This window comes from Hwanghaeella sp., from assembly GCF_965227365.1.
Lineage (GTDB): Bacteria > Pseudomonadota > Alphaproteobacteria > UBA8366 > Aestuariispiraceae > Hwanghaeella.
Map to the genome: position 1 here is coordinate 1,740,322 of NZ_OZ245754.1, position 26,039 is coordinate 1,766,360.

The 26,039-nt window shown below is 62.9% G+C and carries 28 protein-coding genes and 1 tRNA gene; 22 read left to right on the plus strand and 7 right to left on the minus strand.

What is annotated here, in order from left to right:
- Window positions 1–6: 6 nt before the first annotated feature.
- Together ACQK2G_RS07780 and ACQK2G_RS07785 are read right to left on the minus strand one after the other, a co-directional pair.
- Complete coding sequence (locus ACQK2G_RS07780; protein ID WP_425404458.1) at window positions 7–465, minus strand: hypothetical protein; 459 nt, start codon at window positions 463–465, stop codon at window positions 7–9.
- 215 nt (window positions 466–680) lie between these two features.
- Window positions 681–1,166: a hypothetical protein gene (locus ACQK2G_RS07785; protein ID WP_425404459.1), complete on the minus strand. Its 486-nt coding sequence runs from the start codon at window positions 1,164–1,166 to the stop codon at window positions 681–683.
- A 257-nt stretch (window positions 1,167–1,423) separates the two neighbouring features.
- Between ACQK2G_RS07785 and ACQK2G_RS07790 the strand changes: the two genes are divergently transcribed.
- Window positions 1,424–2,515: a metal-dependent hydrolase gene (locus ACQK2G_RS07790; protein ID WP_425404460.1), complete on the plus strand. Its 1,092-nt coding sequence runs from the start codon at window positions 1,424–1,426 to the stop codon at window positions 2,513–2,515.
- A 100-nt stretch (window positions 2,516–2,615) separates the two neighbouring features.
- Entirely contained in the window at window positions 2,616–3,143 is a 528-nt protein-coding gene (locus ACQK2G_RS07795) for a hypothetical protein (RefSeq protein ID WP_425404461.1), read from the plus strand.
- Between the two features lie 11 nt (window positions 3,144–3,154).
- Here the strand turns inward: ACQK2G_RS07795 and ACQK2G_RS07800 are convergent, their stop codons facing one another.
- Together ACQK2G_RS07800 and ACQK2G_RS07805 are read right to left on the minus strand one after the other, a co-directional pair.
- The gene (locus ACQK2G_RS07800; protein WP_425404462.1) at window positions 3,155–3,400 is read right to left on the minus strand and encodes a hypothetical protein; all 246 of its coding nucleotides are present in this window, start codon (window positions 3,398–3,400) and stop codon (window positions 3,155–3,157) included.
- Window positions 3,401–3,643: 243 nt separating this feature from the next.
- A complete protein-coding gene (locus ACQK2G_RS07805; protein ID WP_425404463.1) occupies window positions 3,644–4,363 on the minus strand; it encodes a helix-turn-helix domain-containing protein in 720 nt (239 codons plus the stop codon).
- Window positions 4,364–4,647: 284 nt separating this feature from the next.
- Here ACQK2G_RS07805 and ACQK2G_RS07810 point away from each other — a divergent pair, with 284 nt between their 5' ends.
- The 19 genes from ACQK2G_RS07810 (at window position 4,648) to ACQK2G_RS07900 (ending at window position 19,460) form a co-directional block, all read left to right on the plus strand.
- A complete protein-coding gene (locus ACQK2G_RS07810; RefSeq protein ID WP_425404464.1) occupies window positions 4,648–4,950 on the plus strand; it encodes a hypothetical protein in 303 nt (100 codons plus the stop codon).
- The gene (locus ACQK2G_RS07815) at window positions 4,950–6,449 is read left to right on the plus strand and encodes a terminase (protein ID WP_425404465.1); all 1,500 of its coding nucleotides are present in this window, start codon (window positions 4,950–4,952) and stop codon (window positions 6,447–6,449) included. The genes ACQK2G_RS07810 and ACQK2G_RS07815 overlap by 1 nt, the downstream gene beginning before the upstream one ends.
- Window positions 6,442–6,915, plus strand: a complete 474-nt coding sequence (locus tag ACQK2G_RS07820) for a hypothetical protein (RefSeq protein WP_425404466.1) — start codon at window positions 6,442–6,444, stop codon at window positions 6,913–6,915. The genes ACQK2G_RS07815 and ACQK2G_RS07820 overlap by 8 nt, the downstream gene beginning before the upstream one ends.
- Before the next feature lie 140 nt (window positions 6,916–7,055).
- On the plus strand, window positions 7,056–7,277 hold the full coding sequence (locus ACQK2G_RS07825; protein ID WP_425404467.1) for a hypothetical protein: 222 nt from the start codon (window positions 7,056–7,058) through the stop codon (window positions 7,275–7,277).
- Window positions 7,278–7,325: 48 nt separating this feature from the next.
- Window positions 7,326–8,909, plus strand: a complete 1,584-nt coding sequence (locus tag ACQK2G_RS07830; RefSeq protein ID WP_425404468.1) for a portal protein — start codon at window positions 7,326–7,328, stop codon at window positions 8,907–8,909.
- A complete protein-coding gene (locus tag ACQK2G_RS07835) occupies window positions 8,896–9,132 on the plus strand; it encodes a hypothetical protein (protein ID WP_425404469.1) in 237 nt (78 codons plus the stop codon). The genes ACQK2G_RS07830 and ACQK2G_RS07835 overlap by 14 nt, the downstream gene beginning before the upstream one ends.
- Window positions 9,125–9,799, plus strand: coding sequence for a hypothetical protein (locus ACQK2G_RS07840; RefSeq protein ID WP_425404470.1), 675 nt, complete (start codon window positions 9,125–9,127; stop codon window positions 9,797–9,799). Before ACQK2G_RS07835 ends, ACQK2G_RS07840 begins: the two co-directional genes overlap by 8 nt.
- Window positions 9,800–9,843: 44 nt before the next feature.
- Entirely contained in the window at window positions 9,844–10,848 is a 1,005-nt protein-coding gene (locus ACQK2G_RS07845) for a major capsid protein (RefSeq protein WP_425404471.1), read from the plus strand.
- 50 nt (window positions 10,849–10,898) lie between these two features.
- A complete protein-coding gene (locus ACQK2G_RS07850) occupies window positions 10,899–11,297 on the plus strand; it encodes a Bbp16 family capsid cement protein (RefSeq protein WP_425404472.1) in 399 nt (132 codons plus the stop codon).
- An 85-nt stretch (window positions 11,298–11,382) separates the two neighbouring features.
- Window positions 11,383–11,970 (plus strand): hypothetical protein, encoded by a 588-nt coding sequence (locus tag ACQK2G_RS07855; protein ID WP_425404473.1) that lies wholly within the window; start codon window positions 11,383–11,385, stop codon window positions 11,968–11,970.
- A gap of 2 nt (window positions 11,971–11,972) precedes the next feature.
- On the plus strand, window positions 11,973–13,940 hold the full coding sequence (locus ACQK2G_RS07860) for a hypothetical protein (protein ID WP_425404474.1): 1,968 nt from the start codon (window positions 11,973–11,975) through the stop codon (window positions 13,938–13,940).
- A 36-nt stretch (window positions 13,941–13,976) separates the two neighbouring features.
- Window positions 13,977–14,522, plus strand: coding sequence for a hypothetical protein (locus ACQK2G_RS07865; RefSeq protein WP_425404475.1), 546 nt, complete (start codon window positions 13,977–13,979; stop codon window positions 14,520–14,522).
- Window positions 14,523–14,536: 14 nt separating this feature from the next.
- Window positions 14,537–15,637 carry a hypothetical protein gene (locus tag ACQK2G_RS07870; RefSeq protein WP_425404476.1) on the plus strand — a complete coding sequence of 367 codons (1,101 nt, stop codon included), beginning with the start codon at window positions 14,537–14,539 and terminating at the stop codon, window positions 15,635–15,637.
- A complete protein-coding gene (locus ACQK2G_RS07875) occupies window positions 15,634–16,398 on the plus strand; it encodes a hypothetical protein (protein WP_425404477.1) in 765 nt (254 codons plus the stop codon). Before ACQK2G_RS07870 ends, ACQK2G_RS07875 begins: the two co-directional genes overlap by 4 nt.
- Window positions 16,399–16,566: 168 nt before the next feature.
- On the plus strand, window positions 16,567–16,920 hold the full coding sequence (locus ACQK2G_RS07880) for a hypothetical protein (RefSeq protein WP_425404478.1): 354 nt from the start codon (window positions 16,567–16,569) through the stop codon (window positions 16,918–16,920).
- Between the two features lie 66 nt (window positions 16,921–16,986).
- Window positions 16,987–17,436: a DUF5675 family protein gene (locus ACQK2G_RS07885; protein ID WP_425404479.1), complete on the plus strand. Its 450-nt coding sequence runs from the start codon at window positions 16,987–16,989 to the stop codon at window positions 17,434–17,436.
- The gene (locus ACQK2G_RS07890; RefSeq protein ID WP_425404480.1) at window positions 17,433–18,017 is read left to right on the plus strand and encodes a 3TM-type holin; all 585 of its coding nucleotides are present in this window, start codon (window positions 17,433–17,435) and stop codon (window positions 18,015–18,017) included. Before ACQK2G_RS07885 ends, ACQK2G_RS07890 begins: the two co-directional genes overlap by 4 nt.
- A gap of 212 nt (window positions 18,018–18,229) precedes the next feature.
- Window positions 18,230–19,264 (plus strand): substrate-binding domain-containing protein, encoded by a 1,035-nt coding sequence (locus ACQK2G_RS07895; protein WP_425404481.1) that lies wholly within the window; start codon window positions 18,230–18,232, stop codon window positions 19,262–19,264.
- 119 nt (window positions 19,265–19,383) lie between these two features.
- Window positions 19,384–19,460: transfer RNA gene (locus ACQK2G_RS07900), tRNA-Pro, on the plus strand.
- 61 nt (window positions 19,461–19,521) lie between these two features.
- Here ACQK2G_RS07900 and ACQK2G_RS07905 read toward each other — a convergent pair.
- The 3 genes from ACQK2G_RS07905 to ACQK2G_RS07915 form a co-directional block, all read right to left on the minus strand.
- A complete protein-coding gene (locus tag ACQK2G_RS07905; protein WP_425404482.1) occupies window positions 19,522–21,375 on the minus strand; it encodes a sensor histidine kinase in 1,854 nt (617 codons plus the stop codon).
- Between the two features lie 132 nt (window positions 21,376–21,507).
- Complete coding sequence (locus ACQK2G_RS07910; protein WP_425404483.1) at window positions 21,508–22,587, minus strand: aromatic ring-hydroxylating oxygenase subunit alpha; 1,080 nt, start codon at window positions 22,585–22,587, stop codon at window positions 21,508–21,510.
- A 15-nt stretch (window positions 22,588–22,602) separates the two neighbouring features.
- A complete protein-coding gene (locus ACQK2G_RS07915; protein WP_425404484.1) occupies window positions 22,603–23,493 on the minus strand; it encodes a MurR/RpiR family transcriptional regulator in 891 nt (296 codons plus the stop codon).
- A gap of 82 nt (window positions 23,494–23,575) precedes the next feature.
- Here ACQK2G_RS07915 and ACQK2G_RS07920 point away from each other — a divergent pair, with 82 nt between their 5' ends.
- Window positions 23,576–26,035 (plus strand): FAD-dependent oxidoreductase, encoded by a 2,460-nt coding sequence (locus ACQK2G_RS07920; protein WP_425404485.1) that lies wholly within the window; start codon window positions 23,576–23,578, stop codon window positions 26,033–26,035.
- The last annotated feature ends 4 nt before the right edge of the window (window positions 26,036–26,039 follow it).

Here is a 26,039-nt window from a genome sequence, read left to right on the forward strand (position 1 = left end):
GGCCGGTCAGGCGGTGCCGTCCCGTTCGGCGGCGGCTTGCTGGAGCTTTTCGAAGATGAAGGCTTCCGCCGCTGCGCGGTCCGGGGCCTCGATCACCATGCCTTCCAGACCGATCTCGTCCATATTGGCCTGCGCCAGTTTCACGATCTTCGCGTAGCCCATGTCCTTTGTGATCGTCGCACCGAAGAACTTCCGGATGCCGTGATCGATCAGGATTCTGTCCAGTTGCCGGATGTCGTCGTAGGAAATTGTGTTTTCGAACCCCGCGATGTTGTCGACAATACAGAAGTAATAGGGCGGAAGCGCGTCGCGCAGCGTTTCCAGATAGAGCGGGATGCGGGTGGACAGACTGATCGGGCCGATGACCGTGATATCGTGGACGTGAAATCCGTTGATCATCAACGTTCTGAATTCATAACCCTCGATGACGCCCTTGGATATCAAGGAACCTGTTGACCCTAGCATGGCGCGGGCTCCTTCGGTTCGGATGGAAGGGACGGCCGGCGGTTTCGCGGGTTGTGAGATGTCATGTTGTTCTGGCGCCGTCATAGTAGCGCGCGGAGCGCCGTGGATGAATGGCCGGTTCGAGACAATTTCGTCCCGCCGAAGGGCTACACCGATTGATCCGATCTTTCCACTGCCATGAAAGCGGAACGATGGGGCGGCGACGAACGAACCTGCTAATCGCCGGCCAGCCGCAGATGGTCTCGCTCGGCGGCCGCTTCGTTGATCCGGTCGCAGATGAACTGCAACGCTGCCGCCCGATCGGGCACCTTGATCACGGTGCCGTCCAGGCCGATCGTTTCCATGTTGGTCTGCGCCAGCTTGACGATCTTTGAATAGCCCTTGTCCTTCGTGACTGTCGCGCCGAAATAGGTTCGGATGCCCCGGTCGATCAGCAGGCGGTCCAGCTCACGAATGGCGTCCAGGGAAAAGTCGTTCTCGAACCCTTCGGAATTGTCCAAAAGGCCGAAATAGCGTCCCTCGACCACATGCGGCAAGGTTACGCGATACAGCTGTAACCGGGTATGAAGGTTGATCGGGCCGGTCACGCGCGTGTCGTTGAAACAGAAGCCGGCAAGCCGAAAAATCCTGTACACATAGCTTTCGACGGTTCCCTGGGTCACCAGAGTGCCGCCGTGGGTCGCCAAATACCCCGCGTCCATACGCATAGATCCGTGAAAATTTGGAAGCCGTCCGTTCTTCGGCGGCTTCCTTTGCCCATCGTACCCATAAGCGGCACTGTTCTGTGCGCGCTAGCCCCAACCCACAGCTACCGTACCGGGGCACGCTTTTCCAGCCTTGGATGTGGTAAAAAAGCCGCACCCTTTGAAGCGGCGGGACTGGGCAAGCGCGAAATGAACCCTATGTGAAGGGGCTTACGGAATTATGGGTTCCGGGTTTTCGATAAACGGATACCGGCATGGATTCAGTTACGCAATTCGCATTGGGATCGGTGATTGGCGTCGCAACGCTGGGGCGGCGGATCGGGCCGCGCAAAGCGGCGATCACGGGCGGTCTTGTCGCGACCTTGCCGGATATGGATGTCTTCCTGCCGGCGGCCGACCCGGTCACCGCTTTCGTCACCCATCGTGGCTTCAGCCATTCCTTGATCGTGCATAGCGTTGCCGCTCCATTGCTGGGGCTCGGAATTGGGCGGTTGTTCACAGGGCTGCGGGACGCGCCGCGATGGCTGCCCATCGGGGCGGTCTGGCTGATGTTGGTGACACACGCGCTTCTGGACGCCTTCACGGTCTATGGCACGAAACTGCTCTGGCCGCTGACGGACTATCCATTCGGTCTGGGCTCGGTCTTCATCATAGATCCGCTCTATACCCTGCCGTTGCTTGCGGTGACGCTCTGGGCGTTGCTTCAGGGCGATTGGGGCCGGCGGATCGGGCGCGCCGCTTCCATCGGCATCGTGGTCAGCAGCATGTATCTCGGCTGGTCGGTTCTGGCGCAGCAACTGATGCGCGACAAGATCGCCGCGGTGCTGGAGGGGCAGGGCGTAACGGCGGAGAAGCTTCTGGTCACGCCGATGCCGTTCAACACGGTGCTGTGGAAAGGGATCGCCCTCGACGGCGACCGGTATGTGAATGTCTACAGTTCGCTGTTCGATGGACCGGACGCCCGCGACATCCATGTTCATGCCCGGCAATTGTCCCTGGCGGCGGCGCTGCCCGACACCGGCGCGGTCGATGCGGTGGCGCGCTTCAGCAAGGGGTTCTACGCTCTCAGCTTCGCCGATCTCGGCGACGGAAACGGGGATATCCTGTTGCGGGACCTCCGCATGGGGGCGACGCCGAATTACGTTTTCACCTTCAAGATCGCGAAATCCGAGGCGGGTGCCGTACGACCCAGCGGACCGGTCAAACTGAACCGGGTGGTCGAGGAGGGGGCGCTGCCCTGGTTGTGGACTCGCATCTTTGATCAGCAGGCCACCCGCAAGGAAACCAGCTTGCATCACGCCTATATCGGACAGGGCGAGGGCGAGAACCGCGCGGTGGCTCAATAGGCCGACAGTCAGGCCTGGTCGTTATGGCTTGAACCGACCAGGTGCCCGGCGCTACCCCATCGGGGCGATGATTGACAATAAGACCGGAGAAGCGGCTGCGATGGCGCCACGGGTTCAGTTCAAACTTTCCTATTCCGAGGTCGAGGACCGAATTCTGTTCAGCGGCACATTCGCCGACGGGCAGGAGATGAACCTGTGGTTCACCCGGCGCCTAACCTTGGGGTTCCTGGACTTGGCGGGAAGAATATCGGCAGCGACCAGCGGCCCCGGTGCCGCCGATCCCTCGGTGAAGAAGGAAATCGCCGCGTTTCAGAAGGACGCGGCGGTTCAGGCGGCCGACAAGTCGACACCGTATGACGCGGGAACGCCGCATCAGGAACTCGGTGCCGCCCCGCTGCTGGTCAATCGGGTCACGGTCACGCCGCAGCGGACGGGGGAGGGGGAAGACCGCGTCAGTCTTGTCTTCGGCCTGACCGATCAACGGCAGATTTCCTTTCCGATCGGTCGGGATGCTTTCCTGACCATCTGGGACATGATCGACGAACTGGTGCGCATGAAGACCGGATGGCTGACCTTGCCGGAACGTCACGCCGTGGGTGAGGCATCCGCCAAGGCCGTGCTTCACTGATACGGTGCCCGCTAAGCCCGAAGGGGCCGCGATCCCGCCTCGCGGGCGGCCAACTCCTCCGTAAGGCACCGGATCAACCAATCCTCTCGCGCCAGCAGCAGGCGCTTGGTCGGGCTGTCCGAACTTCGGCGTAAAATATGCCGGCGGTCCTGCGCCTGGCGCAGGCTGCCTCGCAGATCCTCCGCCGACGCACCGGTAAGACGTTTCGCCGCCCAAGGACGTATGGAATTTCCGGAATTTCCTGCGCCTTCGCGCATGCGGGCCTCCATCCGATGAGTGATCGTGATTGGCCTGAATGTCGGAATTATAATTCCAGAAAATGGAAAAAACAAGAAAAATTGACAGATGGCGGGGCCGCTTACTTGCACCGGCGCCCGGAAATCGGGGGGTTAGGACCGGTTCAGGGGTGGGGAATTGGGAATCGGTGTGCGCCGCCGCCCGGTTCCATCTGCCCTGAATACTGGGCGTGCCGCCGGGGCTCGAACTGTTTCGGCTGGAGCCTAGAAGCCCAGCAATTCGTGCAAGGGCATCACCTTGTGGATGCTGGCGATCCTCTCGCGCGGAAAGCTCGTTTCCCTTGGTGGATCGAATTGCGCGCAGACGATCTCGTCGGCCGTCTGACGCAGGAAGCGGCGCAGATAGGCGATCGGGGGCTCGTCCGCAGTTGCGGTCAATTCGACGACGACATCGTCGCCCGGACGGGGCGGCCGGTGCGGGTGGACCAGGCATAACTCGCCGCTCGGATAGCGTGGCGCCATCGTATCGTCCAGAACGTAGAAGCCATAGGCGTCCGGCACGCTTTGCAAACCCGGCGGGCGGCGGACCAGTTCGACGGGATCCTCGGAAAGGGTCATTGCGCCGTTCCCGCCTGCCGGATGCGTCCCCGAAACGGGGAGATCACGGGGCCAGCCTTCGGTTGCAGGGGCAGGCGTGTCGGTCTTGTGCGCGCCGGCGATGGTGGAGGATTTCAGATAGCGCAGGGTGCTGTCTTCCGGCGCGCCTTCCGGTTCCATCGGTTCTTCGCCATAGCGCAGCCAAGCCAACCGCACGCCCAATTCCCGTGCCATGTCCGCCATCAAGGTGCCGCGTGGCTGGGCGACCTTGCCCTGGGCGCATTTGATCACCCGCTCGTAGGAGGCGCCCGTTCGGCGTGCCAGTTCCGCGATGGAAATGCCGCGCATTCCCGCCACCATGTTCAAGCGGTCTGCCCAATCTTCCATAAAACGTACCGTCCCCATACAGACAGGTGAAAAGCCGCTCATGCCGCCGGTGCCTGTCGCCCGTTCGCGCCTGTCCCGTCACCGGTTTCCAAAGCGATGGCCAGCAGGCCGCTGGATCCGACTTCCAGGCGAAACAGACAAGTGCACACACCGGATCAGGCTCTTGATTGGCAAGAGCGTGGAGAACTTGCCCCAGACATTGGAATTTGGGTATGGAAAAAAATTCTTGACGTTTTGTCGATGTGTATGTAAATTCCAATCACGCTAAAGGATGGTGGAATTTAATGACTTTTCTTCCAAGCATATCGCATCGTTTCCAATGTGAGGGTGATCTGTCACCGGCCGTGTCGGCGCGGACGGGGGCCGGGTGCCAATGGATCGACGGACCGGTCACGGGGGACGACAGCTGCAAATGCGGCAAACCGGTCGTTTCGGGCCTGCCGGGCCGTGCGCCGTATTGCGCGGATCATGCGCGCCGGTGTTTCGAAAGCGCATCCGCCTGGAAGGCACGAAATGCCGAGGTCCAGGACCTCGAGGCCGGTTTTGCGACGGTCTCGCTGAGGGACTGGCTGGGCGGTTTGGATTGATGACGGAGCGCGCCGCCGTATCGTCCGCCGACATGGTGGGTGTCGATGTGCCCGTGCCGGACGATCTGGCACGGCATGCCGCCGATCCGCTCGCTTTCGTCGAGGCCGTGTTTCCCTGGGGGCAGGGCGAACTACGAAGCCATGCGGGGCCCGACGATTGGCAGCGGGACGTGCTGTCGGATTTGACCGATGCGTTGCGGTCGGGTGGGCCGCGACGCCGGGAGCCGATCCGTCTGGCGATCGCCAGCGGTCATGGCGTCGGCAAGTCCGCTTTGGTCTCCTGGCTGATCCTGTGGTCGATTTCAACGCGGGCGGAGTCCAAAGGCGTTGTGACCGCCAATACGGAACGGCAGCTGCGGACCAAAACCTGGGTCGAGGTCGGCAAATGGCATCGCTTGATGCAGGGACGGGAGATGCTGAAACTGGGCGCCACGGCGCTGAGCGCGGCCGACAAGGACCTGCAGAACACCTGGCGCGTCGACATGGTGCCGTGGAACGAGCGCGCGACCGAAGCCTTCGCAGGATTGCACAATCACGGCAAACGCATCGCGCTGTTCTTCGACGAAGCCAGCGCCATCGACGATCGCGTCTGGGAAACCGCCGAAGGCGCGCTGACCGACGAGGATACGGAAATCCTGTGGTTCGTCTGCGGCAACCCGACCCGCAACAAGGGCCGGTTCAAGGATTGCTTTCATCGCTTTCGCCATCGCTGGATCCGCCGGCAGGTGGATAGCCGCCAGGCGCGGTTGACGAACAAGGAGCAGATTGCCGGCTGGATTGCTGATTACGGCGAGGAGTCGGATTTCGTCCGGGTTCGTGTAAGGGGTGTTTTTCCACATAAGGGACCGAACCAGTTCATCGCGACGGCCGACGTGGAGGCGGCCATTGCGCGGGTGCCCGCGGCCGATGAGGGTGGCGGGCGGCTTGTCCCGGTGGTGATCGGTGTCGATGTCGCGCGCTATGGCGACGATCAGTCGGTGATCCTGGTGCGCAAGGGACGCGCGGTGCTGGATGTTGTGAAGTTCCGCAACAAGGATACCTGGGAAGTCGCCCAGCATGTGGCCGAGCGGATCAATCGCTGGCAGCCGGACGCGGTCTTCGTTGATGGCGGCGGCGTGGGGGGCGGGGTTGTCGATGCCCTGCGGCGCATGCACTTCCCGGTCACCGAGGTTTTGTTCGGGTCGAAAGCTTTGCGCGATACGGAATACGCCAACCGCCGGGCCGAAATGTGGGGCGAGATGCGGAAATGGCTGCAGACCGGATGTCTGCCCGAAGACCGGGAACTGGCCGACGACCTGACGGGGCCCGAATATTCCTTCGTGCGGGAAAACGTAATCCAGCTGGAACGCAAGGCGGATATGAAACTGCGCGGCCTGGCCTCACCGGATACCGGCGATGCATTGGCGCTCACCTTTGCTCAGCCGGTTCGAAGCCGGGCTTCCAGCGCACGCGACGGAACGCTCGCCGCCAATACGGATTTCGAGGTTTGGAATGACTGACAGGTTCGAAACGGAAACCGTCGGCGCCAGCGAGGGTCTATCCTGGCGGATCGTCTTTTGCGACCCGGAACCGCTGGATCCCAAAACCTGCGGCTGGCGGGAGAGAGCGTTCTACCGATTGCTGCATCTGCTGAAGCCCGGATTTCGGCATTGCTTCCTGATGCGCCCCTTGGTGGCGGACGAGGGCGGTTGGCTGATCGTTAATCCGAATTCTGCCCGCATGGACGTGTTCGAGGTTTTGGATAACGGCGACGGGACCAGCGGCTATGCCGCCTATGTGGAGCATTTGGCCCGGGCCGGGAAGGTCCGCGTCCTGGACGTGCCTCAACTCTATCCTGCCGGGTTGGTGCTGCGTCCCTGGTTCAGTTGTGTCGAGGTCGTGAAACACGCCACGGGATTGCGGCCGCCCGTATGGGTGCTGACTCCGTGGCAACTGTACCGATGGATCGGCTGCCGGGCCGACTAATCCAACCGGGCCGACCAGGTCGGCTGTAACGCGGCCGGCTAGTTCGAAGACAAGACACGGTTTGACGCGCCTTTCGGCGCCACGGGACCGGCTTGCCGGAAAAGCCTTTCAGGGAAAACACCTTCAGAAAAGGAAAGACGATGGGTGGATTGTTCAGTGCCCCGAAACCGCCGCCGCCATCGCCGGAAGACGATGTGCTGAAGCAGCAATTGGACATGCAGAAGCAGGAACGGGAGCGCACCAAGCAGGCGAATGACGCCCGGCTTCGGAATCTGCGCCGACGGGGCCAGCGCCGCCCACTGCTGTTTTCCGGGTTTGCCGGCGTCGAGGACGGCGACCGGGGCGCCGATACGCTCGGCTGATCGCCGGGTCTCGAGACTGTCTGACCGACTTCCAGATCGAGGATTTTCATGGAGACGAACCAATCCGTTCCCGCGCCCGGGGATCAGACCGGCAGTGACGCGGTGCTGACGCGCTTTCGGCTGGCCGAACAGCGCCGCCGTCGGTGGGACGCGATCCTGAAGGATGCCTATCGCCACACGCTGCCGGAATTCGAAAGCGGCGATGACGGCGGCGAGGCGGAGCGCGGCACCGACCGGCGGATCACCCTTTATGACAGCACCGGGGCGGATGCCCTGGATGAGAAGGCGGCGCGCACCCACGGGCAGTTGTTTCCCCCGTTTCAGCATTGGATGTCGATCCAAAGCCCGAAATCCGACGTGCAGGACGATACGGGTGAGGCGGATGCCATGCTGGAAAGGGTTCGCGCGGCGGCGGTGGAGCGGTTTCACGACGCCCTCGATGTGTCCAATTTCCATACCGAAATCGCCCCGGCATTGAGAGAGGCCTATGTCTCTCTGGGTTGCATCAACGTCAATTTCGGTTCGCCCGAAAACCCGTTGAACTTCGAGGCGGTACCGATCGCCCGCGTGGTGCCGGAAGAAGCGCCCGACGGCATTCCCCGCACGGTCTTCATCAAGCAGCAGGTCCGGCTGCGTGAGATGGCGGTTCGTTATCCGTCGGCACGCCTGCCGGAACGCCTGCGGCGGGAAAGGGATCGCGACCCGGACCAGACCGTCCAGGTGCTGGAGGCCAATATCTGGGTCCCGGGCGATGCCGCCACCGGGCAGCCGGCCTATGTCGATTGGTCGGTCTGGCTGCTGGAGGATGGCGAGGCGATCCTGCGCGACCGGTTGGAAACCGAACGCACCATCGCCTTCCGCGTCGACAAGGCGCCGGGCGAGGTGATGGGGCGCGGCCCGGTCCTGAAGGCCCTGCCGGAAATCAAGACCGCGAACAAGATCGTCGAACTGGTTCTGAAGAACGCCTCCATCGCTGTCAGCGGGATCTGGCAGGCGGAAGACGACGGCGTGCTGAACCCAGCCAATATCCGCCTGGCGCCCGGCACCATCATTCCGAAGGCGGTGGGATCTGCCGGTCTGACACCCCTGGAGGCGCCGGGCCGGTTCGACGTCTCGCAACTGATCCTGAAGGACCTGCAGCAGCGCATCCGCAATGCCATCAAGGGGCCCGATTTGCCGCCGGCCGCGGACGGCGTGCGCACGGCCTTCGAACTGGGTGAGCGGCGGGCGGATCAGACCGCGGTCGAAATTCCCCAGACCCTGCGCCTGCTGAACGAATGCTACGACCGGCTGGTGCGGCGCTGTCTGCATATCCTCGGCCATCATTCCATGGCCGGCAGCCCTTATTACATCCCGCCCGTTCATGTCGACGACCGCGCCGTCCGGCTGGTCCCGACATCGCCGATGGTGCGGGTCCAGGACGAGATTGCCGCGCGGAACAGTTTCAACGGCATCGGCGCAATCGCGCAGTTCGCCGGGCCGGAACAGGTCTTGCGCTCCGTCAAGATGGATGACTTCGCCCGCTGGTGGCTGAAGCAATCGGGCTTCCCGCCGGATCTCGTCCGAACACCGCAGGAACTGGCCGAGGTCGACCTTCAACGGCAGCAGGAGGCGCTGGATGACGGCGCGTGATCCGTCCCAAGCCGCGTCCGACCCTGAGGCCATCGCGCGCGTCTTTGCCCGCTGTTTCAAGGGGCGGGACGGGGAGAGGGCGCTCACCTTTCTGCGCCGTTTGACGGTCGAGCGATGCCTGCCCGCGACCGCGCCGGCGGAAGAGCTGCGCGATGCCGAAGGGCAGCGACGACTGGTGAAACTGATCGAAACCCTAGTGCAACGAGGTAACGAGGATGAATAGAGACAAGCAGTCACTGACGCCGCCGCTCGACCCCGCCGTGGGGATGAGCCCCGCTTCCTTCGACCCGGATTCGGCCGCTAAGCCGCTGGTCGCGCGCAACCCGGATGGCGGCGACGGATCTGGGCAGGGCGAGGGGGCGCCGGAATACAGCCTGACGGTGCCGGCCGAGCTTGCCGAGATGGGCATCCAGCCCGACACGGAGCATCCGCTCTACAAATCCGCAGCCGCCTGGGCGAAGCAGCGGGCGCTGTCCCAGCACGACTTCGACGAATTGACGGCCGGGTTCTATCGCAGTCTTGCGGAAGACGCCGAGCGCGACCGGGACGCGGAACAGGTCGAGCGTAAGTCCTTCATCGATGCCTTCGCGCCCGCTTCCATGCAGGGGCGGGACGACGAGGAAGCGTTGCAGGCGGCACAGCGCAATGCCCGCCCGGTGGTCGATTGGGCTGCCGGCCTGCTGGCCCCCGCGATCCGCCAGAACCCGGATCTGGGGCAGATGCTGGAGGAGGTCTTCTCCTTCGCCGACGGCCTGGCCCTGATGCGTGCGATCAAATCCGCGATCGGCGAACGGACGCCGGGCCCGCATCCCAGTCCATCCGGTGGCCCGTCGCCGCGTTCCGCCGAAGAGGTGCTCTACGGGGCAACCACGCCGCCGTGCGGGCTGTGACTTTCCAGTTCTCGAAATCCGTCTTTCCACGCAAGGAGTAAAACATGCCGCAAATCGGTGACACCTATCTGAACCTGGCCGACGGCTTCAAGCGGTCGGCATCCGGCGAGTCGCGGGAAGCGATCATCGCCGAGCTGCTGTCCCAGACCAACGAGATCATGCTCGACGCCCATGCCATGCCGGCGAATGACGGGGCCAGCCATATTTCCACCGTCCGCACGGGCCTGCCGTCGACGACCTGGCGCAAACTGTACAAGGGCGTGCCGGTCTCGAAATCCACGACCCAGCAGGTCCGGGATACCTGCGGCATGCTGGAAAGCTTCTCCAGCCATGATCGCGACCTGGTCGACAAGCAGGTCCTGCCGCAGCGCTTCCGGATCATCGAAAGCCGCGCGCATCTTGAGGCCATGGGCCAGGAAATGGCCGCCACCTTCATCTATGGCGACACGGCGGTCGCGCCGGAGAAGTTCATGGGGCTCGCCCCGCGTTACGATGCCTATCAGGACGCGGACGATACCAAGTCCAGCTTCAACGTGATCGACGCGGGCAGCGTGACGGCCGACGCCAATACCTCCATCTGGTTCGTGAAATGGGGCGATAGCACGGCGCATTTCATCTACCCGAAGGGATCGAAGGCTGGGTTGCGCCATGACGATCTGGGCCTGGACACGGTGGAGGACAGCGACGGCAATCCCTATCGGGCCTATCGCGATCACTACAAGCACGATATCGGCCTGGTGGTGAAGGACTGGCGCGCCATCTCGCGGGTCGCGAATATCGATGTCGCGGCGATGCGGGCCGGGGACCTGGCCATCGAGGATTTCATGCTGGAGGCCTTCTATCGCACCGACGACACCAGCGGGACCATGGCGATCTACTGCAACCGCGAGGTCCAGGTCGCCCTGCACAAGCGGGCGAAGTCGCAGCAGAACGTGAACCTGACACTGGAGACCTTCGAGGGCCGCAAGGTGGTCAGCTTCCTGGGCGCGCCGATCCGCCGCGTCCGCGCAATCAAGAACACCGAAGCCCTGGTGCCGGCGGACGTCTAGGTCGCATTCGGTCCTGCTTCCCCCGGTCATCCATTCCAAGGAGTATAGAAATGATCCTCGACAGCGAATTGCTGCTTTCCGATGCGCAGGAGGTCACCGCGACCGGGCCGTCGGACGACTTCATCGATTTCGGCGCCAACCGAGATGTCGGGCCCGGAACACCGGTGCCGCTGCTGATCCAGGTGGCGTCCGATTTCAGCGATATGGCAAACCTGACCGTCGACCTGCAGACCAGCGGCGATCCGACCTTCAGTTCGGATGTGTCGGTTCTGGCCAGCATGACGGTGCCGGTCGCCGATCTGGTGCGCGGCTATCAGTTTCCGATCGCCCATCTACCGAACCACTGCCGCCGGTATTTCCGTCTGAACTACACGGTCGGCACGCCCGGCGCGTCGCCCGGCGGCGCGATTACCGCGGGTATCGTCTGGGGCGTCCAGACCAACCGCTGACGCGGCATCCCGGCGGAGGCGCGCCACGGTGCCGCCTCCGCCCCATTTTTCCGACAGTTCCATCATTCTTCGAGGAGGGCCGATCATGGCCGTGTCCGATATTGCCCTATGCGGCAATGCGCTGATCCGTCTGGGGGCGGAACCGATCACCGCCTTCGAGGAAGGCACCGCCGAGGCGGATATCGCCGGCGCGCTGTATCCGGTGGTGCGGGACGGGTTGTTGAGCGCCTATCCCTGGAGCTTCGCGACGGCGCAGCGGGTGCTGGCCCAGCTATCTGGGACGCCGGTAGCGGATTTCGCCTTCGCCTATCAATTGCCGGCGGACTTCCTGCGTTCGCTTTCCCTGGGAGTGAGTGGGGAGGGGCGATACCCCGCCAGTGGCCGCGGGGCGGCATTCCGAATCCATGAACGTCGCATTCACACGAATGTGGAAATGCCGGTGCTGACCTATATCTTCCGTCCCTCGGAAAGCGCCTTTCCGCCCTATTTCGACAAGGCCCTGACCGACCGGTTGTCAGCCGAATTCTGTCTGCCGATCACCGAGAACACGGCCCGGGCCGACCTGTTGCACAAACTGGCCGAGCATTCCTTCCAACAGGCCAAGACCGCCGATGCCCAGGGACAGTCCCCGCAGCGGATCGAGGATTTCACCCTGATCGAGGCGAGGGGCTGATCATGGTTGCGCGCGCCTTCATCACCCAATTCAGTTTCGACAAGGGCATCATCGACGAGGACCTGCTGGGCCGCCGCGACATCAAGGCCTATCCGGGCGGGCTGCGTCAGGCCCGGAACATGATCGGCGTGATCGGCGGCCCGATTTCGCGCCGGGGCGGGATGGCCTTCGTCGCCGAATTGCCGGCCATCGCCTCCGAAGGTGCGCGGCTCGCCGCCTTCCATTTCCGCCTGGAACAGATCTATCTGTTGGCCTTCCTGGACGGCGCGGTGCGGATCTACAAGGACGACGCATTGCAGGCGGAAGTCGCCACGCCCTATGACGCCTCGCAACTGGATGCCGTCGATTTCGACCAATCGCTGGATACCATGCTGCTGACCCATGAAGCGGTCGAACCGAAGCAGCTGCAGCGCCAGGGATCGCATACCAACTGGGCCCTGGGGCCGATCGCCTTCCGCAACCTGCCGACCCATCCTTTCAACGGGCCGACCGCGGGCACGGCCACGCCGAGCGGCACCACCGGCACAGTCACGGTGACCAGCACGGCGGCCGATTTCTCCGCCGCCTCGGTCGGTGACGTCGTGCGTATCAACGGCGGGCGGATTGCCATTACCGCCATCGCATCGGGTGTTCAGGTCACCGGCACCGTGAAGGAGGACCTGGACGATACGGACGCGGCCGAACCGGGCGGGTGGAGTGTTGAGCAGACGGCCTGGTCCGCGGCCAAGGGCTATCCGCGTTCCGTGCATCTGGACGGCAATCGCTCGTTCTGGGGCGGGTCCAGGGATTTGCTGCAGCGGGTCTGGGGATCGGCGTCGGGCGGGGTGGACCTGTTCGATTTCTTCGAGACCAAGGACCGGTTGGATGACGAGTTCGTCGAGGACGATCTGGTCGGCAGTCAGGTCAATGCCGTCTCGCATATTCACTCGCTGGGCGATCAGTTCTTCTTCACCTCCGGCGGGGTCTTCGTGAACCGGGTGACAGACGACAGCCCGGTGACGGTCGGGAACTTTCATCCGCGCAAGCATTTCCCGACGCCGATCGCCCCGGTGAAACCGGTCGCCAGCGACGGCGCGGTGGTCTGTGTCACCGCGGATGGGGCGGGGCGCGCGGTGGGCTGCGCGGAAGTGGTCTTCGATGTCGGCAGCGACTTCTATATCGCCGATGATTTGAACATCCTGTCCGCCGGCGTGATGCGCCGGCCGGTCGACATGGCCGCGCGGGCGTCGGACGGCGTCCGGGGCGCCCATCACCGTTTCGTCGTGAACGGCGACGGCACGGTCGCGATCCACCATTCCCTGCGCCGGCAGGAAGTCGCCGGCTGGACTCTGTGGGACAGTCCCGGCAGTTCCGGCGTCGATGCGGTGCTGCGCGTCGCGGTGGTCGGCAATACGGCTTATTTCCTGATCCGTCGCCGGATCGGGGACGTCGACCGCTATTTCATCGAAAGGCACGATCCAGCCCGCATGTTCGACAGCTCGGTGAAGGGCGTGTTCGAAGAACCGACGGTTGTACTGACGGGGCTGGACCATCTCGACGGCATGACGGTGCAGATCTTTGCGGACGGGGCGCTGCGCGACCCCGCGACCGTCACCGGCGGCGCGGTCCAGGTCAGGGATGGCGGCGTGCCGTTCCCCGCGCGGGAGATCGAGGCGGGCCTTTCCTTCGACTGGGTCGTCGAACCCTTGCCGGTGGAGGCCCAGATCGCCGACGGAACCCTGGTCGGCCAGAAACATCGCTTGATCTCGGTCACCCTGGAGTTGAAGGACGCCTATCCCTTCGCCGTGAACGGCAGGCCGATGAATTTCCGGCGTTTCGGGGAATTCCGGCTCGACGAGGCCCCGAAACCTTTCAGCGGCCGCAAGCGGCGGCGCTTTCTGGGGTGGAACCGGGGGCAGGGGGCGAGCTTCATCGCCTCTGGGACTCTGCCCGCGACTTTCCTGTCAGCGGTCGCGGAAGTCGGCCAATAGCGAGATCCAACAGCCTAATTCAACAAGGAGAGTTCGATGGGATCGGGTGCTGGAAAAGTGATCCTGCCCCTGGTGTCGCTGGCCGCCGCGCCGGCCACCGGCGGGGCCAGTCTAGCCGGATTGGGAAGCGGCCTGGCCGGTATTGGGACCGGGGCGGGCCTGGCCAATGCCGGGATCGGCCTGCTGCGCGACCGCAGCCGGGCAAAGGCGGAGGACGCTGAGATGGCGGCGGCGATGCAATCGGCCCGGACCGACCGTCTGGTGGGGCAGTTGAGCCTGGAGGAGAAACGGGCGGAAGCCGAGCGGCGCCGGGCGCGCGAACTGGCCGGGATCGCAATTAGCGGCCGGGTCGGGCCGCGCGCCAAGGCGGGGATCGCCGGTGCGGCCAACCGGGAAAGCCAAGCCGTCTTTACTTCGCTCGCCGGACGGCAAGCGGCGCTGGATGCTAATTCCCGCAGCCGGATCGCCGCCCTGCGCCGCAAATCGCGCCGCGACCGAACGGAAAGAGCCTTCGGATTGTTCGACGATATTCAGGGGCTCGGGCGCGACCTGACGCAGGTCTTCGGCGGCGGATCACTCTAAGCGGACGGAAAACCATGACGAACGACCATATCAAGATCGGCGATGTCGAACCCCGAATCCGCTATCTCGGGGACGGTGTGCAGACGCAGTTCGGTTTTACATTCCCCATCTTCGAGGATGAGGACCTGAAGGTCTTTCTCGGGGCCTCGGCTGTGCCGGAATCTTCCGGCTACACGGTGACGGGGGCGGGACAGAGCGTTGGCGGCACCGTCACCTTCGAGACACCGCCCGGCGATGGCGTCGCGGTCACGTTGCTGCGCGACGTGGCGATCAAACGCACGACCGACTTTTCCGAGTCCGGCGACTTTCGGGCCTCGGTCATCAATAACGAATTGGACCGCCTGACCGCCGTGGCGCAGCAATTGTCCAACCAGGTCGGCCGGTCGGTGCGGCTGGCGGATACGGATGCGGACGGCACCCTGCAGTTGCCGCCGGCCGGGGAACGGGCGGGGCGGCTCGCCGGCTTCGACGCCGCCGGCAATCTGATCGCCGCGGCGCCCGGCGGCACCGGTGCGCTCGTTTCCGGTTTCATGGAGACCCTGCTGGACGACCAGGACGCGGCGGCGGCGTTAGGCACGTTGGGGGCGCAACCGCTCAACGGTGATCTCGAGGCCATCGCCGCGCTCACGCCGGACGACGGCGATCTCCTCACCTATGCCGATGGCGCTTGGACCGCCGCGCCGCCCGCTTCGTCCCAAACCACCGGCACCTGGACCCCGCAACTCACCTTCGCCAATCCGGGCGATCTGTCAGTCTCCTACGCGGCGCAAAACGGCACCTATCTCCGCATAGGCGATTTCGTCCACGCCACCTTCGAGATCGTGACCTCGGCATTTTCGCATTCTACGTCAAGTGGAAACTGTCAAATTGCAGGTTTACCGTTTTCAGCGAGTGGAAATATTGCTAACGGTGCAACTAATGGTCTGCGTTGGGGTGGGATAAACAAGCCAGGATATAGTCAAGTTCTGACTTATGTCTCGGCAGGATCTGATCACCTGAGGCTTGAAGCGTGCGGAATGGGGCAATCCGCAACCGCGATTGTGGCATCTGAAATACCATCACTAGGTTCCGTCGTCTTGATCGGTTCGGTTGGATACAGAGCGATAAGTCAATGAAGCATTTTCTCGCGTTATTGTTTGCTTTGTTACCATTTAACCTATGCGCACAGGGCATTGTCTCTGGTGCGGGAACCTACAGTGGTGGGGAATATCAGCTCGTAGCGGACATTCTTTTGGAGCAAGGGGATGGGGTGGTGTTTACCGGCCCAGCTTTGTTGGATTTGCACGGGTACAAGATAAAAACTGATCAGACCGGGAATGCAGCCGGCTATGGCGTAAGATTCTTAGCCCCTAGTTCTAGTATCAAGAATGGCCAAGTTTCTGGGTTCTGGGCAGGGGTCCGGTTTGATGGGGATAACTCATCAATTGAGAATGTTGATATCTCTGCTCGATACATGGGAGTGCAAATTGAAGGAAATAACGTCACCGTTCGAGGGGGAAGCATTTCCGATATCAGCGGAGTAACAAACGCAAGGTATGCGATTGGAGTTCAGGTGAATGGTGAGAACTGCAAGATATTGGATGTAGAATTTAGGAATATCTACGCCCAAGCGAATTACTTGGGAAAAGAGGCAGGGGAAGGAGTCGCAGTCAATTTCTCGTCGCGATCGAAGAATTGCATCTTGTCGCGTGGAAGTTATCGAAATGAGCGATACGAAGGGGCGACTATTGGTGTCTTTGCTGCCGGCGAAGGCGGCCATTTGATAGATCAATTCGAGATGGTCAACATATTCGAACCATTACAGATCGCGAGGACGAATCCTCCGACACGCGTCATTAACACCGTCGTGCGCTACGCTATTAACGCTCAGTATTAGATTCTCTCTTTTTTCTTGAGCTAGCGATTGTTGGCGCGTGCACTGACGTTTGAAACCCTCCGAATATGAACAGTTGTAGTGCAGGCTGCGGGTTGAATCGACAGTGTAACCATTGGTGCCTCTTCGTGTTTCATTTCTTATGAACTTCCTGCGCAGAAAGGAACAATCATGACGCCGCGTGCCCATGCGGTTGCGATCGATTTGGAGGCGCGTGCCGTGGCCGCGGAGGCGAAAGAGCGGGCGGCGCGGGTAGAGGCGGGGCAGGACGCGCTGGCCGGCATGGCCCGGGCCCATGACGATCGTGACCGCGAGCGGCACGAGGCAATCCAGCGCGACATTCAACGGCTGTTCCACACCGTGACCGAAGCGCGCACGGAATTCAGACTGTCTGCCGCCCGCCTGCATGGCCGGCTGGATGCGTTGATCCGGACGATCATGGTCGCCCTCGGCGTCGTCACCTTCGCGTTGCTGGGCGCGATTTCCACGGTGGCCTGGGACATGTTGACCCGCGCCGGCGGCTGAACGCGGCCGCCGCCCCCGTTTCGCTTCCTCTCATTACCAAAAAACTCGATACGAAGGAGACGTGCGATGGAGCTCACGCTCGAACGCCTTGTGTCCGACGGGGAGGCCACGGTCGGCGCCCTGTTCGTTGAAGACCGGTTCCAATGCTTTACGCTGGAGGATGAATTCAGAACCGAAAAACGGCCCGGAGAAACGCGTATCCCCGCCGGGCGCTATGCGGTCCGGTTGCGGCGGCAGGGCGCGCTGCATCCGGCATATCGGGCCCGATACGGTTCGCTTCACAAGGGCATGCTGTGGCTGCAGGACGTTCCCGGTTTCGATTGGATCTATCTTCATACCGGCAATACCGACGCGCATACGGCGGGGTGCATCCTGGTGGGCGAGGGGGCGCTGACCAGGGCGGGCGATATGTCCCTGCAGGCCAGCCGGGATGCCTATCGCCGTCTTGCCCGCGCGGTCATGGATTCTGCCGAACGGGGCGGGCTGAGCATCACCATACAGGATAGAGACCGATGATCCTTCCCATCCTCACCGCCTTGATCTCTGCCGCGCCGGCGCTGGTCGGGCTGTTCGAAAATGGAACGTCCGGGGGCGATGGCAGCACCGCCGCCAAGGTTGCCCGGGTGGCGTCCGAGGTCGCCCGGTCGGTCACCGGCAAGGATGAGGACGGCGCGGCGCTGAAGGCCCTGGAAGCCGATCCGGCTCTGCTGCTGGAATATCAGCGCCAGACCGCGCAACGCGCCATCGCCCTATACGGCGAGGAAACCAAGCGCCTGCAGGCGGTGAACGAGACCATCCGGGCGGAGGCGGCGAACAGTGATCCTTATGTGCGGCGGATGCGGCCGACCATGGGCTATGCGCTTATCCTCAGTTGGAGCATGACCATGGCGGCGGTGGTCTATGTCATCGTCACCGATCCGGGCGCGGCTTCCGCGGTCATCGTTGCCCTGGCGGATCTGTCGGTCATGTGGTCGGTCGCGCTCTCCGTGCTCGGGCTCTATGTCTACAAGCGCAGCGAGGACAAGAAACCAGGCGGCGGGTCGGGGCGTGGGCTCGCCGTTCTGGGCCGGATCGCACGTCGGGTTGCCGGCGATTGAACCATGGTGAATTTTTTCCTGCGGTTAAGGAGTAAGTAACATTCGTGAACTAGGTTGCGGCCAAAGCGGCGGGAGGAGTAAGGGGCCGTTGGCAGGAAGTTATAATAAGTCGGGTCCGCCCTATGCGTTTTCTACGTTGCTTGCTTCTTTGCGCGTTGCCGTGCCTCGCGTTTTTGGCACCGGCCTACGGTTCGGACTGCAGGAAGCCGTCTGTGCTTCTGTTCCTGCCGGACCGGGCGGACAATCCATTCTGGGGCCCCTATGGCGAATTCGCCGATGCCGTCGCCGACAGCATCGGCGTCGACCTTTCGGTGATCTTTGCGGCAACGAATGACCGTTCCGACTACATGGAACGTCTGCGTGCGGCGCTCTCCGCGCCCTCGAAACCCGATTATGTGGCGGTTCTCCCCTATTTTGGCGCGGTGCGGGCCTTCATGGAGGAAACGGCCTGGCATGGCGTGCCGATCGTTACCCTGAATTCCGAACTGGGCCGGAGAGACCTGGCCGAGATCGGCATGCCGCGCGAACGGTACGAGAACTGGATTCTGAAAAGCCGGGCGGACGACGAAGAAGCCGGTTTCCTGTTGGCGAAAGCCGTCGACAAGGCGGCCAGGGAGCGGTTTGGCCGGGTAGCCGAAGGCACGGTGACGATCACGGCGCTGGGCGGCAACCAGTTGGCCAGTTCCAGCCTGTACCGCCGTGAAGGGTTGGAGCGTTTCGTAAGGGATTCGGGGGGGCTCGCGGCACTCAATCAATTCGTTTTCACGGATTGGAGCTATGAACGCGGCAAGGAAGTCGCGGAAGGCCTGATCCGCCGCTATCCCGCGACCCAGGCGATCTGGGCCGCGAACCTGCCGTTGGGGTTGGCGGTTTCCGATTCCTGGAACGCAATGGCGCGCAATCGACTGGCGCCTGCCATGGGGCTGGTCAGCGGGCCGTTCGACGACCGGGCCCTGGACGGAATCGAAAACGGAACCTTTTCTGCCGTCGTCGGCGGTCATTTCCTGGAAGGCGGGATCGTCATGGTCCTGCTGTTGGACCACTTCAACGGTCTGGATTTCTATGATGACATCGGTACCGGCTTTCGCGTCCCGTTCAAAGCGGTGGACCGCGACAATGTCGAGGAAATCCGCACGGCCCTAGGTCGCCGTGACTGGCATGGCCAGGATTTCACCCATTTGTCCAAATGCCATCACGACGGGCTGACCCACTACGATTTCAGCCTGGATACCGTATTCCCCCGTTAGTCCGGGACCGGGATCTGTCCGCGATCGTCAATTTGCCGTCACCGATGCGGCAAACCGTCCTTGCAAACCGTCAAACGAGACAGTAGAACCGCGCTCTATCCGCGGTTCAGCCGCCGCGTCGGGGCATAGCGCAGTCTGGTAGCGCGTCCGTCTGGGGGACGGGAGGTCGTAGGTTCGAATCCTGCTGCCCCGACCATCATCTCCCCAATCGAAACAGTCACGGGCCAGGGATCTTTTTCCCGGGTCGGATTTCTCTGTCAGATCTCTCGGGGCACCACCCTGTCCGGCGGCAGGGTTACGGTGGCGGTCAGGCCGCCGCCCGGTTTGTTTCTGATCTCAAACTGCGCGTCGTGGGCATTCGCCAATGTCCTGACGATGGCCAGCCCCAGCCCGGACCCTTCGAAATTCCGTTCGCTTGCCTGATCGCCGCGCTGGAACGGCTCCAGAAGCCGGGGGATGTCCTCCTCGGGCATGCCGGGGCCGGTATCCGTGACGGCAAGGCTGATCCCGCCGGTTTCGCTGTCTTTTATCGTGATGGCTACGCGCGCGCCGGTCGGACTGAAACGGATCGCGTTATTGGCCAGGTTGACGAGGATTTGCGTCAGGCGGTGTTCGTCGCCGCGGATCGCCTTCGGCGTGGTGACCTCGCGGCTGACCGTGATGCGCTTGTCGCGCGCACCGCTCTCGACGATCAGCATGACGCGGTCGAGCAGCTGGGCTGGATCGACCGTCTCTTCATGCAGCGACAGGCTGCCGTGTTCGATCCTGGAAATGTCCATCATGTCGTCGATCAGGCGCATCAGATGCTGGGCGCTGCCCCGGATGGCGTCCGCATAGGCGCCGTAACGGGCGGGCTGAACCGGTCCGTAAATTCCCTGAGCCATGGCGTCGCTATAGCCGATGATGGCATTCATCGGCGTGCGCAATTCGTGGCTGGCATTGGCCAGGAACAGGGATTTCGTCTGGTTTGCCAGGTCGGCCTCGACCAGCGCCTCGTGCAACTCACCCCTGGCGCGTTCGACGGCATCGGCCATGTCGTTGAACTGAGTGCCCAGATCGCGGAATTCGGACGGGGTCAGCAGCGACGGCTCGGTCCCGACACGGACGCCTTTTTCCCCGGCCGCCATTCGGCGCGCGGCCAGGGCGGTTTCGCGAATGGGGGCGATCATCGAGAGCGACAGCTGCCAGCCCGCGGCGACAGCCAGGATCAGGCCGGCGGCAAGGACCAGAATGGCCGACTGGTTCGCCTTCGCGGCGGCTTCATGCAATTCCGAGATCGGCTGCGGGATCATCACGCCCCAGCCGGTGCCGGCCACCGCGGTGAAGCCCGCCACCATGTCTGCCTGCACGGCGGGCGAGAAGAACAGTGAAATCCCGGTTTCCCCGGCCATCATGCGTTTGACCGGATCGATCTTCGCCAGGTTCTTGCGCTCCGCAATCCAGGCCGGGCGGGGATGGAACAGGACGGATCCGGTCTGGTCGACGATGGCGGCATGGCCTTTCACGCCGAAATTGATCGCCGCGCCGAGAGAGCGGATATAGTCGGTCTTTACCGCGCCGATCGCCAGCTTGTCGCCGATGCGGCAGGTCAGGTAGATCACAGGATTACCCGCCGCGTCCGCGGTCACTCCGCTGAAGACGGTTTCCAACCGTTCGGCCCTGGGCGTAATCGTGGTCGGGTCCAGACCGTCCTTGACGTCCGGGCAGGGATGGGTCGCGGCATAGGGGTTGAGCGGCGGGTCCTTGCCGCTGAGGTCGATGACGCAGATGAAGGAAATCGACAGATTGTCCATCAGCTTCGCGGCGCCGGGGATCGGCGCGCCGTCCAGGCTGGACCGGACGAGCAGCGGGAAATCGGTGGCAAGATCGCGGTGGTATCGTTGCAGGGCGGCGCTGACATTGTTGGCCAGCAGGACATGCCGGTCCTTCACGTCGTCCAGTTGTCGCTGAAAAGCGGTCTGTTCGGACCAAACCCAGAAAAGGACCAGCGGTACCACAGCCGCCAGCGTGAACACACCGACCAACAGCAGCCGCAACGGCAGGCGCCTGTGTCTGGATGGTGTTTCCGGCCCGAGGGCCTTTTTCGTGGGCGGCGCGTCGCCTTTGGTCATATGGCTCTCGTCAGGATGTCCCCCCATCCATGCTCCAAGTCTAGCCCTGTTTGTGCGGCGCGGAAAGGGGATAGCACCTGCCAGCGGGATGCAGGTACAGGCGTAGCGCGCCCTTTGCAAGGCGGAGCCCGATCACTCGGCGATGGCGTCCAACAGCCAATTGTGAAGGGCGCTGATCGAGTGTTCCGATTGCACGCCGCCTTTCGGGTCGATGACCAGCGGGCCCGGTCTGTACCCCCTGCTGTGCAGGCCGCGCTGAACGGATTCGACCAGCTGGATGTCCTCTTCGACGGTCGTGGAGCGATCCTGCAGGGAGAGCCGGCGAATGGTCTCGGAATCCATGCCGCCTTCCGTATACCAGCCGCGCCAGACCGTGACGGCGTCATGCCCGGCGGGACGCCAGTGATACGTGTTCAGGACATTGCCCGGATAGACCTGGAACGAGAACAGCGGCCACAGGAACCAGGACCGGTATTCCACCGCGTGCGGGTTGCTGTCCGGATCGACCGGATAGGTCATCGCATCCAGCCCGGAGCATTCCGTGGTGTGGCACAGGACATGACCATCCTGCTTGCTGATGTCATAGGTCTCCGGCTTGATCACGCCGGTCGAGAAGGTCGGATGGTTGAGGTTGCAGTGGTAGCATTCGGAATAATTCTCGACTGAGACCTTCCAATTGCAGGTTTCCGGCACCTCGACCCATTCCAGCGGCTCGAGCGTATCGATATTCGGTACGTAATCGCGCAATGCCTCGCGAACGCCGGGATACCAGGAGTCCATCGGCTGGGCGTCGTCGTCCAGGTTGACGAAAATGAAGCCGTTGAAGATTTCGGTTCGCACCTCGGTCAGGCAGATCGCGGACCGGTTCACCCCTTTCACCGCATCAATGTTCGGGGCCGATTTCAGACGGCCGGTCAGATCGTAGGACCAGGCGTGATAGGGACAGACCAGCAGCCTCTTGCGGCCCGATCCCGAGACCATCTGATGCGCCCGGTGCTGACACACATTGTAGAAGGTGCGAATGACGCCATCGCGGCCATGTATGGCGAACAGGCTCTCCCCGGCGATTTCGAAAGTGAAGTAGTCGCCCGGCCGTTTCAATTCCGCGACATGGCCGGCGAATTGCCAGGTCCGGGACAGCAGACCCTTGCGCTCCTTCTCGAAAATCGAGGGGTCCGTGTAGTAGAAAGCGGGCAGGGCGTGTGCGGTCATATCGATTATCCCGGTTCAGGGCTGGTAGATGCCAAGTCGGTGCCGTCTTTCGTGGAAACGTTCGATGCTGTCGATGACCTCCGGCGGCGCATCGGCGATGACGAAGGCCATCAGGGTCTCAAGAAGCGCGATCAGGGCCACGGAAGAGGGGAAGAATTGCGGCGTGTCGGAACTGACGACGAAGGCGTGGTCCGCGCCGATGACGATGGGGGAGGCCGGGCTGTCCGACATGCCGATCAGCTTCACCCCCTGTTCCTTGGCCAGGGCGGCGGCCTCGACGACTTCCGTGCGATAAGGCTTGCAGGTAATCGCGATCAGCACGTCCTGTTCGTTGGCGCGGCTCAGATCGTCCGAGGCGACGCCGCCTGACCGCGGGATGGCCCAGATGTTGTACGACGCCATGTCGGCCAGATAAGCGAAATTCCGCGCATTGCTGTTGTTCACCCCGACGCCGAGGACGAAGGTGTTGCGGGAGGCGACGATATCGTCCGCCGCCGCTTTCATTCTTTCCGCGTCGGTCCCGGCGAAGGTCGCCTCGATATTGCGGATCGCGCTTTCCACCATATCGGCATACAGGCCGCCCAGCTGTCCGGTCTGGCTCAGGGACTGAAGCCAGCGAGCCCGGTCGGGGAAGTTCAGGTTGCCGCGCCGGATCTCCTCCCGGAACGGTTCCCGGAAATCGTCGTATCCGTCAAAGCCGATCGTGCGGGCCATGCGCACCAGCGTGTTCGGCTTAACCGCGGCGGCGGATGCCATTTCCCGGATCGAACAGACGCCGACATCGTTGGGGTTCTCCAACACATAGGTCGCCGCCTTGCGGGTTTCCGGCGTCAATTGTTCCAACTCGGCGGCCAGGGCTTCCAGGACGCCGTTCGAGGTTAGGGATGAAACGTTCGTGTCATTCATGATTGACGATGGTACAAATGTTTGATTACCGTGTCGACAGGTTTTCACATCATCAGATCGGATTTCGCAAAAGGGGTGCGCCATGGCTGCAGACTTGCCGGAACAGGCCCGCGTCGTGATCGTCGGCGGCGGCATCATGGGATGCGGGCTGGTGTATCATCTTGCGCATGAAGGGTGGACGGACACCGTCCTGCTGGAGAAGGCCGAACTGACCAGCGGGTCGACCTGGCATGCGGCGGGGCAGATTACCCAATCGACCAGTTCCTTCGGAATCGGGAAATGCGTCGGCTACAATATCGATCTTTATTCCGGCGCTCTGGAAAGGGAGACGGGCCAGTCCGTCACCTGGCACGGCTGCGGTTCCTTCCGCCTCGCCTATACCGAGGACGAGATGGACTGGCTGCGCCACACGTTGAGCGTGACCCGCGCCTTGGGCTTCAACGCGGAACTGGTCGGACCGGACCCGATCGCCGAACTGCATCCCTTCTACAATCTGGACGGCGTGCTCGGCGCGCTGCACACGCCCGATGACGGCCATGCCGACCCGACCGGTATCGCCCAGGCGCTGGCCACCGGCGCGCGGCAATTGGGGGCCAAGATCGTCCGCCGCTGCCGCGCAACGGATATCCGGCAGGAACCTGGCGGCGACTGGGTGGTTGAGACAGAGCTTGGTGCAATACGGTGCGAGCATGTGGTGAACGCAGGCGGCACCTATGCAAGGCAGATCGGGGAATGGAACGGGCTGATCCTGCCGATGACTTCCATGACCCACCACTACTTCGTGACCGACACCGTACCGGAATTCCAAAACCTTGATACCGAACTGCCGGTGGTCCGCGACGACAGGCTGGTCTCCGGCTACATTCGGATGGAGCAGAAGTCGGGCCTGATCGGAATCTATGAGAAGGAAAACCCGAACACGGTCTGGGAGGATCACTGCCCTTGGGAGGCGGAGAACGAATTGTTCGAGGCCGACTACGAACGCGTCATGCCCTGGCTTGAAAACGCGTTGGACCGGATGCCGGTCTTGGCGGAACTGGGGATCAAGCGTGTCGTGCATGGCGCGATCAGCCATCCGCCGGACGGCAACCCGATGATCGGCCCGGCGCCGGGCGTCAAAAACTACTGGTGCTGCTGCGGCACCCAGATCGGTATCGGCTGGGGGCCGGGTCTGACCCGGGAATTGGCGCGCTGGATGGTGCATGGGGCATCGGATATCTCGATGCGCGAATTCGATCCGCGGCGCTTCGGCCCCTATGCGACCAAGGACTGGCAGATGGTGAAGGCGAAGGAGGACTATTGCCTGCGCCATGAGATCCCTTTCCCGCATTTCAACCGCTTGGCCGGGCGGCCGATCAAGCCGTCGCCGTTATACGATCGCCTGAAGGAAAAGGGCGCGGTTTACGAGGAAGTCTTTGGTCATGAACGCCCGCGCTGGTTCGCGACCGGCGATGTGGAACAGCGCGACTATTATTCCTTCCGCCGCACGCCGGTGCATGACGTTGTAGGCGCGGAGGTGAAGGCCGTGCGTGAGCGCGCAGGGATCATGGATACTTCCGCCTTCACCAAGGTGGAGGTTTCGGGTCCGGAGGCGGAAGCTTTCCTGGAGCCCCTGGTCGCCAACCGTCTGCCGCGCAAGGTGGGCGGCATCGCGCTGACGCATATGCTCAACCGCCGCGGCCGGATCGAATTGGAGGCCACCGTCGTCCGCCTGGCCGAAGACCGGTTCTATCTGGTCTGTGCAGCCTTCTTCGAACAGCGATTGATGGATCATCTGAACGGTCACAAGGCGGGGCGCGATGTCAGCATCGCCTGTCTGTCGGAGGGTTGGGCGGCGCTGACCCTGAACGGGCCGCTCTCCCGCGATATTCTATCGGCCTGCACCGGGGCGGCCCTGGACAATGCCAATTTCCGCTGGATGTCCGCACAGGAAATCGACATCGCCGGTCATCCGGTTTGGGCGATGCGTCTTTCCTATGCCGGTGAATTGGGCTGGGAACTGCACATGCCGCGCGCCTCGGCACTGGCGGTCTACGATGCCCTATGGGCGGCGGGCGAACCTCATGGACTGGCCGATTACGGCAGCTTTGCGATGAACGCGATGCGTATGGAAAAGGCGTTCAAGGGGGCAGGCGAGTTGACCAACGAGGTCACGCTTCCGGAAGCCGACGTGATGCGCTTCGTAAAGCTGGACAAGGACTTCCTGGGCAAGGAAGCAACGGTCGCCTCTGCCGAGGCGGATCTGCCGTGGGTCTGCGCCTATCTTATGGTCGAACCGGACGGCGAGGTCGACGGACATGGCGGGGAGGCGGTCCTGAAGGACGGCAGAGTGGTCGGCACTACCTCTTCCATCGCTTTCGGACACACTGTCGGCCAGATCCTGGCCTTCGCCTATCTGAAGCCGGAATTCGCCGAGCCCGGCACCGCCCTGCAAGTCGTGATCCATGGTGTGCCGCGTGCGGCGCAGGTGCTCGGGCAGCCGGCCTATGACGCGGCCAGCCACCTGCCCCGGACCGATGCGGTGAGGACCGCCGCGGAATAGCCGA